General features: G+C 72.0%; 12 protein-coding genes. 6 read left to right on the top strand and 6 right to left on the bottom strand.

What is annotated here, in order from left to right; translation table 11 throughout:
* Together ACFPIH_RS39030 and ACFPIH_RS39035 are read right to left on the bottom strand one after the other, a co-directional pair.
* The coding region (locus ACFPIH_RS39030; RefSeq protein WP_385878559.1) for an ABC transporter permease subunit at positions 1–2,042 on the bottom strand (2,042 nt) is incomplete at its 3' end.
* A gap of 13 nt (positions 2,043–2,055) precedes the next feature.
* Positions 2,056–2,529: a hypothetical protein gene (locus ACFPIH_RS39035; protein WP_381180080.1), complete on the bottom strand. Its 474-nt coding sequence runs from the start codon at positions 2,527–2,529 to the stop codon at positions 2,056–2,058.
* A 105-nt stretch (positions 2,530–2,634) separates the two neighbouring features.
* On the opposite strand from ACFPIH_RS39035, the gene ACFPIH_RS39040 reads away from it, so the two are divergent.
* Positions 2,635–3,174, top strand: coding sequence for an MTB12 C-terminal domain-containing protein (locus tag ACFPIH_RS39040; protein ID WP_381180083.1), 540 nt, complete (start codon positions 2,635–2,637; stop codon positions 3,172–3,174).
* Complete coding sequence (locus ACFPIH_RS39045; protein WP_381180086.1) at positions 3,146–4,444, top strand: ABC transporter substrate-binding protein; 1,299 nt, start codon at positions 3,146–3,148, stop codon at positions 4,442–4,444. The genes ACFPIH_RS39040 and ACFPIH_RS39045 overlap by 29 nt, the downstream gene beginning before the upstream one ends.
* On the opposite strand, the gene ctaD is transcribed toward ACFPIH_RS39045, so the two are convergent.
* Positions 4,432–6,096 (bottom strand): aa3-type cytochrome oxidase subunit I, encoded by a 1,665-nt coding sequence (gene ctaD / locus ACFPIH_RS39050; protein ID WP_381180090.1) that lies wholly within the window; start codon positions 6,094–6,096, stop codon positions 4,432–4,434. The genes ACFPIH_RS39045 and ctaD overlap by 13 nt on opposite strands.
* Before the next feature lie 352 nt (positions 6,097–6,448).
* Between ctaD and ACFPIH_RS39055 the strand changes: the two genes are divergently transcribed.
* Positions 6,449–6,676 (top strand): I78 family peptidase inhibitor, encoded by a 228-nt coding sequence (locus ACFPIH_RS39055; protein ID WP_381180093.1) that lies wholly within the window; start codon positions 6,449–6,451, stop codon positions 6,674–6,676.
* Positions 6,677–6,824: 148 nt separating this feature from the next.
* Here ACFPIH_RS39055 and ACFPIH_RS39060 read toward each other — a convergent pair whose 3' ends face one another.
* Entirely contained in the window at positions 6,825–7,859 is a 1,035-nt protein-coding gene (locus tag ACFPIH_RS39060; RefSeq protein ID WP_381180096.1) for a phosphatase PAP2 family protein, read from the bottom strand.
* Between the two features lie 195 nt (positions 7,860–8,054).
* Positions 8,055–9,278: a mannosyltransferase family protein gene (locus ACFPIH_RS39065; protein WP_381180099.1), complete on the bottom strand. Its 1,224-nt coding sequence runs from the start codon at positions 9,276–9,278 to the stop codon at positions 8,055–8,057.
* Positions 9,279–9,545: 267 nt separating this feature from the next.
* On the opposite strand from ACFPIH_RS39065, the gene ACFPIH_RS39070 reads away from it, so the two are divergent.
* Positions 9,546–11,147: an MFS transporter gene (locus ACFPIH_RS39070; RefSeq protein WP_381180102.1), complete on the top strand. Its 1,602-nt coding sequence runs from the start codon at positions 9,546–9,548 to the stop codon at positions 11,145–11,147.
* 151 nt (positions 11,148–11,298) lie between these two features.
* Positions 11,299–12,474: an acyl-CoA dehydrogenase family protein gene (locus tag ACFPIH_RS39075; protein WP_381180105.1), complete on the top strand. Its 1,176-nt coding sequence runs from the start codon at positions 11,299–11,301 to the stop codon at positions 12,472–12,474.
* A gap of 47 nt (positions 12,475–12,521) precedes the next feature.
* Here the strand turns inward: ACFPIH_RS39075 and ACFPIH_RS39080 are convergent, their stop codons facing one another.
* The gene (locus ACFPIH_RS39080) at positions 12,522–12,959 is read right to left on the bottom strand and encodes a cell division protein SepF (protein WP_381180108.1); all 438 of its coding nucleotides are present in this window, start codon (positions 12,957–12,959) and stop codon (positions 12,522–12,524) included.
* A gap of 318 nt (positions 12,960–13,277) precedes the next feature.
* On the opposite strand from ACFPIH_RS39080, the gene ACFPIH_RS39085 reads away from it, so the two are divergent.
* Positions 13,278–14,618 carry a DUF5685 family protein gene (locus ACFPIH_RS39085; RefSeq protein ID WP_381180111.1) on the top strand — a complete coding sequence of 447 codons (1,341 nt, stop codon included), beginning with the start codon at positions 13,278–13,280 and terminating at the stop codon, positions 14,616–14,618.
* The last annotated feature ends 65 nt before the right edge of the window (positions 14,619–14,683 follow it).

Genomic DNA, 14,683 nt, shown 5'->3' on the forward strand with positions numbered 1-14,683 from the left:
GCCCGCGACCGCCCCGGCCCGGGCATGGTCGCCCCCGCCGCCTGCGCCCGGCCGGGGTCGGTCGCGGTCGGGTTGGCCCGTGTCGGTGGCTGGCTCGGCTGGGGCGTGGTCGTCCCGGTCGTCTGCGGCCGGCCCCACCGGGGCGGGGTGGGTCTCGCCCTCGCCCCCGTCGGGTGTGGCACGCCCGTGGCCAGTGCCGCTTGGACCCGTGTTCCCAGTGGTGTCAGTTCGCCCCTTCGCCGTACGCGTTCACGCACCGCCGTGCGTGCCGTCTCGTACGGTCCACTCGGGAAGCGGCCCACCAGGGCCGCCAGCAGGCCCACCAGGGCCGCCGCCACCCCGCCTCGGGCGCCCGCGTCCAGGCCCACCAGGAGGGCTGCCGCGGCCAGGGCGCCCAGGGTGCTGTCGGCGCCCAGGACGACGACCGCGGCGAACCAGAGGAGACCGCGGACGGGGTCGTAGGCGTCGGCGTCGAAGGCGCGCAGGCCCATGCCGAGCATCGCGCCGCCGAGGGCGGCCAGCGCGGCGCCGGCGACGAAGGCCAGCAGCTTGAGGGCGGGGACACGGACGCCCGCCGCCGACGCGCCCGGTTCGTGATCCCGTATCGCCGCCAGGGCCCGGCCCGTACGGCCCCGGCGAGCCGCCCGTACCGCGAGCAGGGCGGCGGCCAGCAGGACCAGCTCCAGGGCGTAGTACGCGCGGTCGCCGTCGAAACCGGCGGGGCGGCCTAGGGACAGCCCGGACGTGGCGTACGGCTGGGCGAAGACGAAGCGGCTCACTCCGACGCCGACCGCGAACGTCGCGAGGGCCAGCGCGAGGCCGTGCCGGCGGATGGCGGGCCAGCCGGTGAGAAGGCCCAGCGGGGCCACCAGGAGGACCGCCACGGCGAGCGCGGCCAGTTCGGGCAGCCGCGGCAGGCCCGGGAAGCGGCCGGCCGCGAGCAGCGCCGTGAACAGGGCGCCCAGGCCCGCGTACGCGGCCTGCCCGAGGGAGATCTGACCGCCGCGCCCGGTCACGACCACCAGGGACAGCAGGATCACGCCCAGTGCCGGGACCTGGACCGAGGTGTGCAGGTCGGAGCCCGCGAAGCCGAGCGGCAGCAGGAACAGCACCGCGGCCACTGGCCAGGCGCCCGCCGGGGTCCGTGCCCCGACCCACGCCGCGCCGAAAGCAGGCGAAGGCGCTCGCGTACCCACGCCCGGCAGGGCCAGCGCCGCGATCAGCAGGGCGACCACGAAGAGGTTCGCGCCGACCGCCTGCACCAGCGGCGCCGCCCAGCCCGACGGGTGCAGCCGGGTCAGCTGGGCCTGCGCCACCCCGATGCCCAGCGCCACGACCACCGCCACCGGCAGACTGCGCATCCGGGCCGCCACCGCGACCGCGACCACCTCCATCACCAGCAGGGGCAGCCCGTACGGGTCCAGGCGGACGTACGGCGCCAGCAGCACGCCCGTCAGACCGGCCGTGAACGCCCCGAACGCCCAGCCCGCCGCAGCCACCCGGTCCGCGTCGATCCCGCCGAGCACGGCCAGCTCCCGGTCGTCGACCACGGCCCGCAGCTCCCGCCCGAAGCGGCCCCAGCGGGTCAGTGCCCCGACACCGGCCGCCAGCACCAGCACCACGGCCAGCTGCCCCCAGGGATCGGCCGACAGCGGCAGCTCCGGCACGTCGTCCCGGGCCCCCGGCCCCCACACCAGTACCGCCCCGCCCACCAGCAGCACGAACACCCCGATGGAGGCGACCAGGGACCGTGCCGGATCGCCGCCCAGGACCGCCAGCGGACGGAACACGAACCGTTCCAGCGCCACCCCGATCCCCGGCGCCACGACCAGCAGCGTCACCGGCGCCGCCACCCACAGCGGCCAGCCCCACTCCACGACCGCCTGCCGCAGCACGTACGCGCAGACCATCGCGATCGCCCCGTGCGCGAAGTTGAGCACACCGGTGGCGCGGTAGGTGACGACCAGGCCGATGCCGGTGAGCGCGGCGGCACTGCCGACGGAGAGCCCGGCGAGCGTGAGGTCGTAGGTCAGCGAGGACATCGGGAGCCCGCCGTCATGAGTCCGTCGCGTCCGGTTCGCAGATGGGGCAGGGATCGAGGTCGCCGCCGGCCAGCAGTTTCCCGTCCACCGGCACCACCTGCGGCTTCCCGGCGACGAGCGGACAGTCCGCGCGGTGCCAGAGCGTGCCCCCGGGCACCATCCGCAGCTCACCGCTGACCGCGACGGGCGCCGGTACCACCGCTTCCCGCGCGTCCGCCGGCTCGGCGACGGCCACCAGCAGGCCGTACAGCTCCTCCACGCGCGCGTTGGCCGCGTGGACGCGCCCGTACGTCAGCAGGACCGCCCCGGCCACGATCAGCGCGGCGCCGGGGATCGTGCAGGAGGCGAGGTAGGGCAGCTGCCGTTCCGCGTAGCGCTCGCCGGAGACGCCGTACCAGCCGGCCACGCACAGCACCGCGCCCGCGGCCAGCGCGGCCCAGCCGGCCCACAGGACGGGGTGCGCGCCCCGCAGTCGTCCTGTCCCCATCCGGTGCTCCCGCTGTCGGCCAATGGCTTGCACTATGCCTGCTGCAAGCTGACCCTGAAAGGACCGGGCGCGCACGCCCGGACCCGACACCCGGTGGTGAGCCAGATGGTTCTCGGGAGCGTTCTCCGGCGGGGACGCGGTACGGCACTGGCGGCGGCCCTCGTCCTCGCGCTCGCCCCGGCCCTCGTGGCCTGCAGCGACGACGACGGCGACGGGGGCGGCGGCAGCGCGACCCCCACAGTGACGACGGCGTCCACCGCGTCCAGCGCCTCCACCGCGCCCGCCGACCCCGCCGCGGCCGAGCGGCAGATCCGGCAGAACTGGGAGACGTTCTTCGACCCCGCCGCCTCCACCGAGGACAAGCTCGCCGTCCTGGAGAACGGCGACCGGATGGCCCCGGTGCTGAAGGCCTTCGGCGGCGACCAGCGCGGCGGAAAGGTGGCGGCGCAGGTCGAGAAGGTCGAGTTCACGAAGCCGGCCGAGGCGACCGTGACGTACAGCCTCACCCTCGACGGCGCGACCGCGCTGCCGAACGCCTCCGGTACGGCCGTGGAGCAGGACGGCACCTGGAAGGTGTCCGTCAACACGCTCTGCGCGCTGGTCCGGCTGAGCGGCGATGCGAACGCGTCCGTACCGGGCTGCTGAGACCGCCGCCGCCGCGCTGCTGCTCCTGCTGAGCGCGGCCTGCGGCAGCCGGTTGCCGGAGAGCGACTTCGAACGGTCCGCCACACCGGCCGCACAGACCATCCGCGTCGGCGTCATCGCCAGCGCCACCAGCCCGGTCGGCGGTGCCGTCTTCACCGGGCCGCGCGACGGGGCCCAGGCGTACTTCGACCGGCTCAACGCGCGCGGGGGCATCGACGGACGCCGGGTCGAGGTGCGGCTGTGCGACGACGGCGGCAGCGGGGTCGGCAACAACACGTGCGTGCACCGGCTGCTCGACGGGGACGAAGAGAACAACGTGGTCGCCCTGGTCGCCACCACCGCCCTCGACTACGCCGGCGCCGACCGCGTCTCCCACGCGCGTGTGCCCGACATCGGCGGCCAGCCCATCGGCGCCGCCTACGACACCTGGCCGCACCTCTACGGCATCTACGGCAGCCTCGCGCCCCGGGACGGCACCCCCGGCTGGGACGGGAAGCTGTACGGCGGCACGGAGGTCTACCGCTACTTCGAGCGCGAGCACGGCGCCCGCACCGCCGCCGTCGTCTCCTACAACCAGTCCGCGTCCGCCGCGTACGCCCGGCTCGTGGAGCGGGGCCTGAAGGCCGAGGGCTACGACGTGGTGAGTGAACAGGTCGACTTCGCGCTGCCCGACTTCCGCGCCGTCGCGGCCGACCTGAAGGCGAGGGGCGCCGACCTCGTCTTCGACGCCCTCGACATCCACGGCAACGCGCGGCTGTGCCGGGCGATGGACGAGGTCGGCGCGAAGGTCACCGCCAAGGTGACGAACGTACAGAACTGGACCTCCACCGTCCCCGAGGACTACAAGGACTCCCCGGGCTGCCGCAACGCCCTGTGGGCCACCGGATCGAGCCGCAACTTCGACGACACCTCCGGCACGTCCGTCGCGGCCGTACGGGAGTTCCGGGACGCCACCAAGGGGCTGAAGACGCACTCCCAGTGGCAGCTGGAGGGCTGGGCCGCGGCCATGTGGTTCACGGACGCGGCACGGTCCTGCGCGGCGGCCGACGGCGTCACACGCGCGTGCGTGGACGACTTCATGGCGCACAGCGAGGGCTACGACGCCGACGGACTGCTGATCCCCGTACGGTCCGAGCGGCTCGCCGAACCGCCGCGGACCCGGCGGACGTGCCTGTCGGTGGCCCGCTGGCAGGACGGCCGGGGGTGGGTCACCCAGGGCGACCTGGACCGCACCTGCTTCGACGTCCCGCAGCTGGCCTACACACCCTGATCCGACGCCTCCAGGGCCGCGTACTCCGGATGGTGCAGGTCGAACGCCGGGGAGTCCGAGCGGATCTTCGGCAGCGCGGTGAAGTTGTGCCGGGGCGGCGGGCAGGAGGTAGCCCACTCCAGGGAGCGGCCGAAGCCCCAGGGGTCGTCGACCTCGACCTTCGCGCCGTACACGGAGGTCCTCCACACGTTGTAGAGGAACGGCAGGGTCGACAGGCCGAGCAGGAACGCGCCGATCGTCGAGACCGTGTTGAGCGCGGTGAAGCCGTCGGCGGCCAGATAGTCGGCGTACCGGCGCGGCATGCCCTCGGCGCCCAGCCAGTGCTGGACCAGGAACGTGGTGTGGAAGCCGACGAACAGCGTCCAGAAGTGGATCTTGCCCAGCCGTTCGTCGAGCATCTTCCCGGTGAACTTGGGCCACCAGAAGGAGAAGCCGCCGAAGACCGCGAAGACGACCGTGCCGAAGACGACGTAGTGGAAGTGGGCGACGACGAAGTACGAGTCGGAGACGTGGAAGTCCATCGGCGGCGACGCCAGGATCACCCCGGTCAGACCGCCGAACAGGAAGGTCACCAGGAAGCCCGTCGCCCACAGCATCGGCGTCTCGAAGGACAGCGAGCCCTTGAGCATGGTGCCGGTCCAGTTGAAGAACTTCACGCCCGTGGGGACGGCGATCAGGAAGCTCATGAAGGAGAAGAACGGCAGCAGCACCGCGCCCGTGACGAACATGTGGTGCGCCCACACCACGATCGACAGACCGGTGATCGTCATGGTCGCGCCGACCAGCGTGAGGTAGCCGAAGATCGGCTTGCGGCTGAAGACCGGGATGATCTCGGTGATGATCCCGAAGAACGGCAGCGCGATGATGTAGACCTCGGGATGCCCGAAGAACCAGAACAGGTGCTGCCACAGCAGCGCCCCTCCGTTCGGGGCCTCGAACACCCGCGAGCCGAACCGCCGGTCCGCCTCCAGGACCAGCAGGGCCGCCGCCAGCACCGGGAACGCCAGCAGGATCAGGATCGATGTGAAGAGCGTGTTCCAGGTGAAGACGGGCATCCGGAACATCGTCATGCCGGGAGCGCGCATGCAGACGATGGTGGTGATGAAGTTGACCGCACCGAGGATCGTGCCGAACCCGGCCAGCGCCAGGCCCATGATCCACAGGTCCGGGCCGAGCCCGGGGGAGAAGCGCCCGCTGTTCAGCGGGGCGTAGGCGAACCAGCCGAAGCCGGCCGCGCCGTCCGGGGTCAGCAGCGAGCCGAGCACGATCAGCCCGCCGAACAGGAACAGCCAGTACGAGAACATGTTCAGCCGGGGGAAGGCCACGTCCGGGGCGCCGATCTGCAGCGGCATCAGCTCGTTGGCGAAGCCCGCGAAGGACGGGGTCGCGAACAGCAGCAGCATGATCGTGCCGTGCATCGTGAAAAGCTGGTTGAACTGGTTGCTGTCCACGATCTGCAGCCCGGGCCGGGCCAGCTCGGCGCGCATCAGCAGCGCCATCGCACCGGCGACCAGGAAGAACCCGAACGACGTGATCAGATACAGATGACCGATCTTCTTGTGGTCGGTGGTGGTGAGCCAGTCGACCAGCACCCGGCCCGTACGCCCGCGCCGCACGGGCCTGGCCGCCGCCGGTACGGTCTGCGTCCCCATCGCGTTCTCGCCCCTTCGCTCGTCACACCGGTGTGCGGGCGCCGTGCATTTTCTATGGGGCGTCAGCTCCCTCGGACCCGTGCGGAATCGCAAAGGAACGGGTTCCCGGGCCGGTTCTCCGGGAACTTTCCGCCGGGTTATTCGCGAAGTCGTGGCGACACGCGGGAATTGCGCTCGAATGCGTGCGGAAGATGCACGGAAGACGTACGGAAGGGCCCCGGAACCGCTCGTAAGTGTGACCGAGTTCCACCCAAACATGTGTCGTGATCCTGTGACAGAAGTGTGACCGGGTTGATCCACATCGCCTTCCCGGGGTTCCCGTCGAAGGTGTTCGCGGCCTAGCGTGGGCCGTATGGCACCGAATCCCACACCGCCGCCCGACGGGCCGGCGGAGCCCCAGGACAGTCCGGACGGATACGTCGGCCTCGACGCGGAACGGGCCGAGCGGCTCGCCCGGGACAGAGGCTGGTCCACGGTGCGCTCGCTGGCCCCGGGCACGATCGTGACCATGGAGTACCGCTTCGGGCGGCTGAACTTCGAGGTGTCCGACGGCCGCGTGGCGCGGGCCTGGAAGGGCTGAACCACACGACTGCCGACACCACCGCCGACACGACCGCCGACACGGCGAAGGCCCCGGCTCCCCGTCAGGAGGGGAGCCGGGGCCTTCGGGTGCGGGACCGGGTTGTGCGTACCGGCGGTCCCGCCGTTCGGTGAGGCGTTTGTGGTGGTCAGCCGCCTGTCGACGGGCGGGTCGAGGCGGCGGGCGCACCGCGGGGGAGGCGGTCGGCGTGCGGGGGTCTGCGGCTGCCGACGGGGGTGAGCGGGGTGCGTTCCGAGCGGGCCGAGTGCGGGCCCGGGGCGAGGTGGGCCGGCGCCAGCGTCGGCGCCCGTGGCGGCCGGGCCGCGGCGACCCCCTCGTGGGCCGCGGGAACCTCGTCCTGCGCCGTGGCGCGCGGCTTCAGCGACACGGGTACGGCGACGGGGGCGGCCGGCGCCGGGACGGTGCGGCGCTCGCGCCAGCGGTCGCGCCGGTCGAGGAGCCAGACCTCGGCGCGGGCGATCAGCGGCTCGCACCACGGCAGGGCCAGCAGGACCAGCAGACCGGCGACCCAGCCGAGGACCACGTCGCTGAGCCAGTGTGTGCCCAGGTAGACGGTGGTGAGGCCGACGCCGAGCGAGACCACGGCGGAGAGCGCGGACAGCCAGCGGCGGGCCCTCGGAGTGGAGGCCAGATAGGCCAGAATTCCCCAGGTCACGACCGCGTTGGCGGTGTGCCCGCTGGGGAATATGTCGCCGCCGAGACCCATCTCGTTGGAGCCGATGGTGGTGGCGTAGTGGGGGCCGAGCCGGCCCATGCCGAGCTTGGCGGCGCCGACCGTGATGTTCAGCAGCAGCAGGGAGGCGCCCAGGGTGAGCAGCGGGCGCAGGGTGTGCTGCCGCCAGGATCTCCAGCCCAGCCAGGCGGCCACCATCACGGCCGTGGGGCCGCGCTGGCCGAGGACCACGTAGTAGTCCAGGAACGCGTGGATCTCGGGCCACTGCTGGTACGGCCGGAAGAACATGACCTGCCAGTCGAGGCGGACCAGCCACGAGGTGGTCACCACGAGCCACACGATCGCCAGATAGAAGACCAGGGTCGCCGCGAACAGCGCCACCCGGTGCCGGCTCGTCTTCGGCACATCGATGTGGGTCGGCCGTTCTGGCTCACGGTCCAGCCTCGCGAACACCCGGTCCAGACGGGTGAGGTTTCGTTCGGTACGCACCTAAACGACGTTACAGCGAGTGAGCTCTGGACCCGGCCGATTCCTCTGCTTTGTGATGACGATGTGATGTGGGATTGCTCTCAGGAGCATGTTTATTCCTGCGAAATCGGGAATCCCCGAACACCCGTCCCTTCAATTCCTTTGATCATTCAGGGAGATTGTTTTAAGGAACTTATGAATGAGTTCACCTGAATATCACGGAGGACCGGATCCGTTCAGCCACCAGGCGCCGTACACTGCCGCGGCCACGGCGACGGCCCCCGTGACCAGCGCCGACCTCGGCGTCCGCAGCCGGGCCAGGGCCAGGGCGAGCGGCAGGAGCAGGGGGAACGCGGGCAGCAGCAGGCGTGGTTTCGAGCCGAAGTAGCTCGACGCGCACAGGGCGAGCGCGAGGACCGCACCCGCGTACACCAGCAGCGGAAGCGGCTGGCGCTGCCGTACGCAGACGACGTACAGCCAGATCAGCAGGGCGACGCCGACGGTCAGGGCGAGACCGGCCAGGGCGGCCGGAAATGACGTGAACTTGTCGGCGACGAAGCGGGCGAAGGCGTACCCGCCGTCGAAGCCGTTGCGCCAGCCGGCCTGGACGTCGAGATAGCCGAGCGGACCCCCGCCGGTGTGGTGGCCGACCCACAGGACGTACCCGGCGGCGCCGAGGGGCGCGATCAGCATGCCGAGGGCGCGTATGGCGGGGTGGGCGCCGTCGGGGGTGTGTGCGGCAGTGCGTACGCCGGGCTCGCGCGCTGCGCCGCCTCTTCGCCCGAATGGAGCCATGGCCGGGGCGTCCGGATCCCTTTGCAGGAAGGTCGCCGCGCCGGTCGCCCAGACCGCCGCGATCACCGCGAGGCCCACCGGGCGGGTCAGGCCGGACAGCGACGCGAGGGCGCCCGCGGTCACCCAGCGGCCGGTGAGGAGGGCGTACAGGGACCAGGCGGCCAGGGCCGTGAACAAGGACTCGCTGTAGGCCATCGACTGCACGATCCCGACCGGGAGCAGCGCCCAGACGAGGACCGCGCAGACTCCGGCCCGACGGCCGTACACATGGTCGGCGACCGCGAAGATCCCCCAGGCCGCGGCGAGCGAGGCGAGCAGGGAGACGACGAAGCCGGCGTCGGCGTACGACAGCGGGGCCGCCGCGTGCAGCAGCCGCTCCAGCCAGGGCAGCAGCGGGAAGAAGGCCAGGTTGGAGTGGACGTCGCCGTTCGGGAGGCGGACCTCGTAGCCGTAACCGAGCTCGGCGACCCTGGTGTACCAGAGGGCGTCCCAGCGGGCCGTCAGCAGCGTGTACGCGCTCTTGTCGCGGGCGGCGCTCCACAGGGCGAGGGCGAGCAGTCCCATGGCCCGGACGGCCGCGTACCCCAGCAGGGCGGGTGCCACCCGGCGCGGGGACGGGGCCGCGCGCGTTTCAAGATCGGTCACGGGCTCGATTATCGACGGGGGCGCGGCGGCGGAGGCCGGATCGCCCCGGATCGCCCGGGAGCGGACCTGGGACGAGTGGTGTACGCCACATGGGTTCGCTGTGAAGTGTGAGAGGTCCGCCACGTGGCCGCGGCGCGAACTCGCGTACGCTGCGTTCCACTCGTGTTCGTTTGCGCGGGCCGGAGACCACCGCTCCTCTCCGGCCGAAGTCGCGGGGAGTCCCCACCCCGTGTGCCCGCCGGACCGAGGGACACGGGAGGTGCGTAGATGTCCGGGACGACCACGGCCGCCGCTGGGCTGCGCCGGCGGGCGGCCGGGGCCGGTGCGAACCGCTGGGTCGTGCTCGTGGTGCTGTGCGTCAGCCTGCTCCTGGTCGCCGTCGACGCGACCGTGCTGCATGTCGCGGTGCCCGCGGTCACCGAGGATCTCAGGCCCGGCGCGATCGAACTGCTCTGGATCGTCGACACCTACCCGCTGGTCTGCGCCTCGCTGCTGATCCTGTTCGGCACGCTCGGCGACCGGGTGGGCCGCCGACGGGTGCTGCTGCTCGGGTACGCCCTGTTCGGCGTGGCCTCCGCGCTGGCCGCGTTCGCGCCGAGCGCCCAGTTGCTGATCCTGGCGCGGGCGCTGCTCGGCGTCGGCGGCGCGATGATCATGCCCGCGACGCTGTCGATCCTGCGGCAGGTCTTTCCCGACCGGCGGGAGCGCGCGCTCGCGATAGGCATCTGGAGCGCGGTGGCCGCGGTCGGCGCGGCGGTCGGTCCGCTGCTCGGCGGCTTCCTCCTCGAACACTTCTGGTGGGGCTCGGTCTTCCTCGTCAACATTCCGCTGATGCTGGTCAGCCTCCCGGTGGGGCGGCTGTTGCTGCCGGAGTCGCGGGGCGCGTCGGACGGCCCCTGGGACGTCGTCGGAGCGCTGACGGCCGCGGCCGGGCTGTTCTGTCTCGTCCTCGGCGTGAAGCGGCTGGGCGCCGGGGAGCTGGGGCTGTTCACCGTGGTGCCGCTGCTGGTGGGCGCGGTGCTGGTGGTGTTCTTCGTACGACGACAGCGGCGCCGTACGCATCCCCTGGTGGACCTGCGGATGTTCGCGAGGCCGGCGTTCAGCACGTCGGTGGGGTGCATCGTGCTGGCGATGCTTGCGCTGGTGGGTCTGGAGCTGATCGCGGCCCAGTACCTGCAACTGGTCCTCGGTCTCTCCCCGCTGGAGACGGGCCTGCGACTCCTGCCGCTGACCTTCGCCGCGATGGCGGCGGGGCTGGCCGGGGCGCGGCTGCTGCGCAGGTTCGGGCCGCGGCGGATGGTGTGCGCGGGGTTCGTCCTCACCGCGCTCGCCGTGCTGACGCTGACCGGGATGGGCGGGTCGGACAACGCCTCGCTGCTGCTCTTCGGGTTCGTGCTGCTCGGGTTCGGTCTGGAGACCACGCTGTTCGCGGCGTACGAGTCGATGCTGAGCGAGGCTCCCGCGGAGCAGGCGGGCGGGGCCGCGGCGATCGGCGAGACCTCGTACCAGCTGGGCGCGGGCATCGGCATCGCGCTGCTCGGCAGCGTCATGAACGCGGCGTACGCGCCCGGGTTGTCCTCCGTGCCCGGGGTGCCGGCGCCGGCGTCGGCCGCGGCGGGGCACTCGCTGGGGGAGGCGTACGAGGTTGCCGGGCGGCTCGGCGGGCCCGGCGGGGTCGCGCTTCGGCGCGCCGCGAGGGACAGCTTTGTGCACGGGCTGCATGTCACGCTGCTGGTGAGTGCGGGGCTGTTGCTGCTGGGGGCGGTGATGGCGTTGCGGTTGCCGCGCGCCATGCAGTGCGAGTCCGCTGCCGCGGAGGCGGGGGTACCTGCGCCTCGGGAAGTCGCCAAGCCCCGCGTCTCGGCGTGAATCTCCCACCCACGCACCACTCGTTTGCTGTGGGCTGGAGGGCGGGCGTTTCCCGTGCGGGTTCTTCGCCGTTGGCGGCTTGCGGGTGGGTGTGGCTTCAGGGCACTGTGGTTAGCGGTGCTAGTTTTTGGGAGTCCGGAGGCTGTCAGTCATGTTGCCGTCCTTTGATCCCCTCGATCCGCTGGGGATCGACGATCTGCTGGAGCCCGAGGACCTGGCGGTCCGGGACACGGTTCGGAGGTGGGCGGCGGACCGGGTCCTGCCGTACGTCGCCGAGTGGTACGAGGCGGGCGAACTGCCGGGGATCCGGGAGCTGGCCCGGGAGCTCGGCGGGATCGGGGCGCTCGGGATGTCGCTCGACGGGTACGGCTGCGCCGGGGCGAGCGCGGTGCAGTACGGGCTCGCCTGTCTGGAACTGGAGGCCGCCGACTCCGGGATCCGGTCCCTCGTCTCCGTGCAGGGATCGCTCGCCATGTACGCCCTCCACCGGTTCGGGAGCGAGGAGCAGAAGCGGGGCTGGCTGCCGCGCATGGCCTCCGGCGAGGTCATCGGGTGCTTCGGGCTGACCGAGCCCGACCACGGCTCCGACCCCGCGGGCATGCGGACGTACGCCAAGAGGGACGGCTCGGACTGGGTCCTCGACGGGCGGAAGATGTGGATCACGAACGGGAGCGTCGCGGGGGTCGCCGTCGTCTGGGCGCGGACGGACGACGGGATCCGGGGGTTCGTCGTACCCACCGACAGCGCCGGGTTCTCCGCTCCCGAGATCAAGCACAAGTGGTCGCTGCGGGCCAGCGTGACCAGTGAACTGGTGCTGGACGACGTGCGGTTGCCCGCGGACGCGGTGCTTCCCGGGGTCGTCGGCCTCAAGGGACCGTTGAGCTGTCTGACGCATGCCCGGTACGGGATCGTCTGGGGATCCATGGGGGCCGCGCGGGCCTGTTTCGAGGCCGCCGTCGACTACGCGAAGACACGGGAGCAGTTCGGGCGGCCCATCGGGGGGTTCCAGCTGACCCAGGCCAAACTCGCCGACATGGCGGTCGAACTGCACAAGGGGATTCTGCTCGCCCATCATCTGGGGCGGCGCATGGACGCCGGCCGCCTGCGTCCCGAGCAGGTCAGCTTCGGCAAGCTCAACAACGTACGGGAGGCCATCGAGATCTGCCGTACGGCGCGGACGATCCTCGGGGCGAACGGAATCTCGCTCGAGTACCCCGTGATGCGGCACGCGACCAATCTCGAGTCGGTGCTGACGTACGAGGGCACCGTCGAGATGCACCAGCTCGTGCTGGGCAAGGCGCTCACCGGGCTCGACGCCTTCCGCTGACCCCACCGGGGACCGGGGTGGGGGCAGGGCCGGTGAGCGGCCCTGCCTCAGCTCTGGTTGAAGAAGCCGTCCGAGCGGTGGGCCGCCGGGTCGCCGTTCACGATCTCCGTGTTGGACGGGGTCAGCAGGAACACCCGGGTCGAGACCCGCTCGATCGAACCGCGCAGACCGAAGATCAGCCCGGCCGCGAAGTCGACGACGCGCTTGGCGTCGGCGGCATCCATGGCCGTCAGGTTGATGATCACGGGCACGCCCTCGCGGAACAGCTCGCCGATCGCCCGTGCGTCCCGGAAGCTGTCCGGGGTGACCGTGCCGATCCGGCGGCCCTTCTCCTCGGCCGTGTCCGAGGCGACCCTCACGCGCGGGTCGGTGACCCAGGCGTCCCCGGAGTCGGTCCCCTCGGAGTAGTCGTCGTCGTAGTAACGCTCGTCATCGTTGTCGTCGACGAGGCCAAGCCAGGCACTTGCCTTGCGCACCGATCCCATGGACGCCTCCTCTCACAGCGGTCTTTCTTCCTTTCCGCTACCCATGGTCGTCCATGATGCGGATGTCGCGCCAAGTGGATAGACGCCGCGCGGGGGGTTTGTGACGGTACTGGTGCACAGCCGATCCGTCGAGAGCCCGCGTCTCCCAAGGGTCTTGCGGTACACGGATGCTGACTGAGAGTGAAATATGACTGTTCGTGCCGGACGGGTGATGCACGGTCCGTTCGAGTGAACAACGGAACCGTTTCAGGACGATTATCAGTCGATACGATGCGGCACCTCAATGGCTAATTTCATGCGTACGACGGGGGGATCGTCGTGTTCGGAATCGTCAGGCCCTGCAGCCACCGGCTCGGTGAAGGGCTCAAGGCACAGTGGATGGCCCATTTGTGCGGGCTCTGCCTCGCACTGCGCGGCGACCACGGCCAGTTCGCGCGGGTCGTCACCAACTACGACGGCCTGCTCATCTCGGTTCTGACGGAGGCTCAGGCCGAGACCGCCACCGGGTGGCGGCGTACGGCGGGGCCGTGCCCGTTGCGCGGGATGCGTACCGCCTCGGTCGCGCGGGGCGAGGGCGCCCGGCTCGCCGCCGCCGTCTCGCTGGTGCTGGCCTCAGCCAAGGTGCGGGACCATGTCGCCGACGGGGACGGGCTGCTGGCGCGGCGTCCGGTGGCCGGTGCCGCACGCCGGGTCGCCCGGAACTGGGGGCGGGCGGGGGAGCGGAGCGGTGCCGCGGTCGGGTTCGACACGGCGGTCCTCGTCGACGCCGTGGACCGGCAGCTCGGGATCGAGGCGCTGGCCGGGCCGGGGACGCCGTTGCCGCAGGTCACCGAGCCGACCGAGACCGCCACCGCCGCCGCCTTCGCGCACACCGCGGTCCTCGCGGGCCGGCCGGGGAACGCCGCGCCGCTCGCCGAGGCCGGGCGCCTCTTCGGGCGGCTCGCCCATCTGCTGGACGCCGTCGAGGACCAGGCGGCCGACGCCGCGTCCGGTGCCTGGAACCCGCTGACGGCGACGGGGACCTCGCGCGCGGAGGCCCGGCGGCTCGCCGACGACGCCCTGCACGGGATCCGGCTCGCCCTGAAGGACGTCGCCTGGGGGTCTGGGGTCTCCCCGGAAGGGCGCAGCACCGAGGGCCGGCTCGCGCATCTGCTGCTCGCGCACGAGCTGGGGCGGTCGGTGGACCGGGCGTTCGGCACGGCGTCGTGCGGCCACACGCACGGGCCGGAAGCACCGCATGGGCCGGAGGCAGCGCATGGGCCGGAGGTACCGCATGGGCAGGCGGGAGGGTTCGGGTCGGCGGGAGGGTTCGGGTCGGCGGGACTCCACGGGCCGGCGGGAGAGCTCGCGACTGAGGGGGCGTTCGGGCCGCCGACCGGGCCGTATGCCCCGCAGGGCCCGGTGGATCCGAACGCGCCCGGCAATCCGTACGGCGGTGAGCCGCCGCGGCCCGACAAGCGGGGTCTGCTGGCCGGGTGCGCGGTCGCGCTGGGGCTCTGCTGCACCTGCAAGGTCTGCTGCGCCGAGCAGTTCGAAGGGCCGTGGTCGAGGCAGCGGCGCGAGGGCTGGTGCCGGGACTGCGGGGATTGCTGCGACTGCTGTGATTGCTGCGACGGGTGCGAGTGCTGTGAGTGTTGCGCCTGCGACTGTTCGTGCTGACGTCTGAGCGGTGAGCGGTGAGCGCTCCGGAGACGTATTCCATGTCGGGGGTGTGGACTTCGTGC

The sequence above is a fragment of the Streptomyces vulcanius genome (assembly GCF_042653945.1).
Lineage (GTDB): Bacteria > Actinomycetota > Actinomycetes > Streptomycetales > Streptomycetaceae > Streptomyces > Streptomyces mangrovi.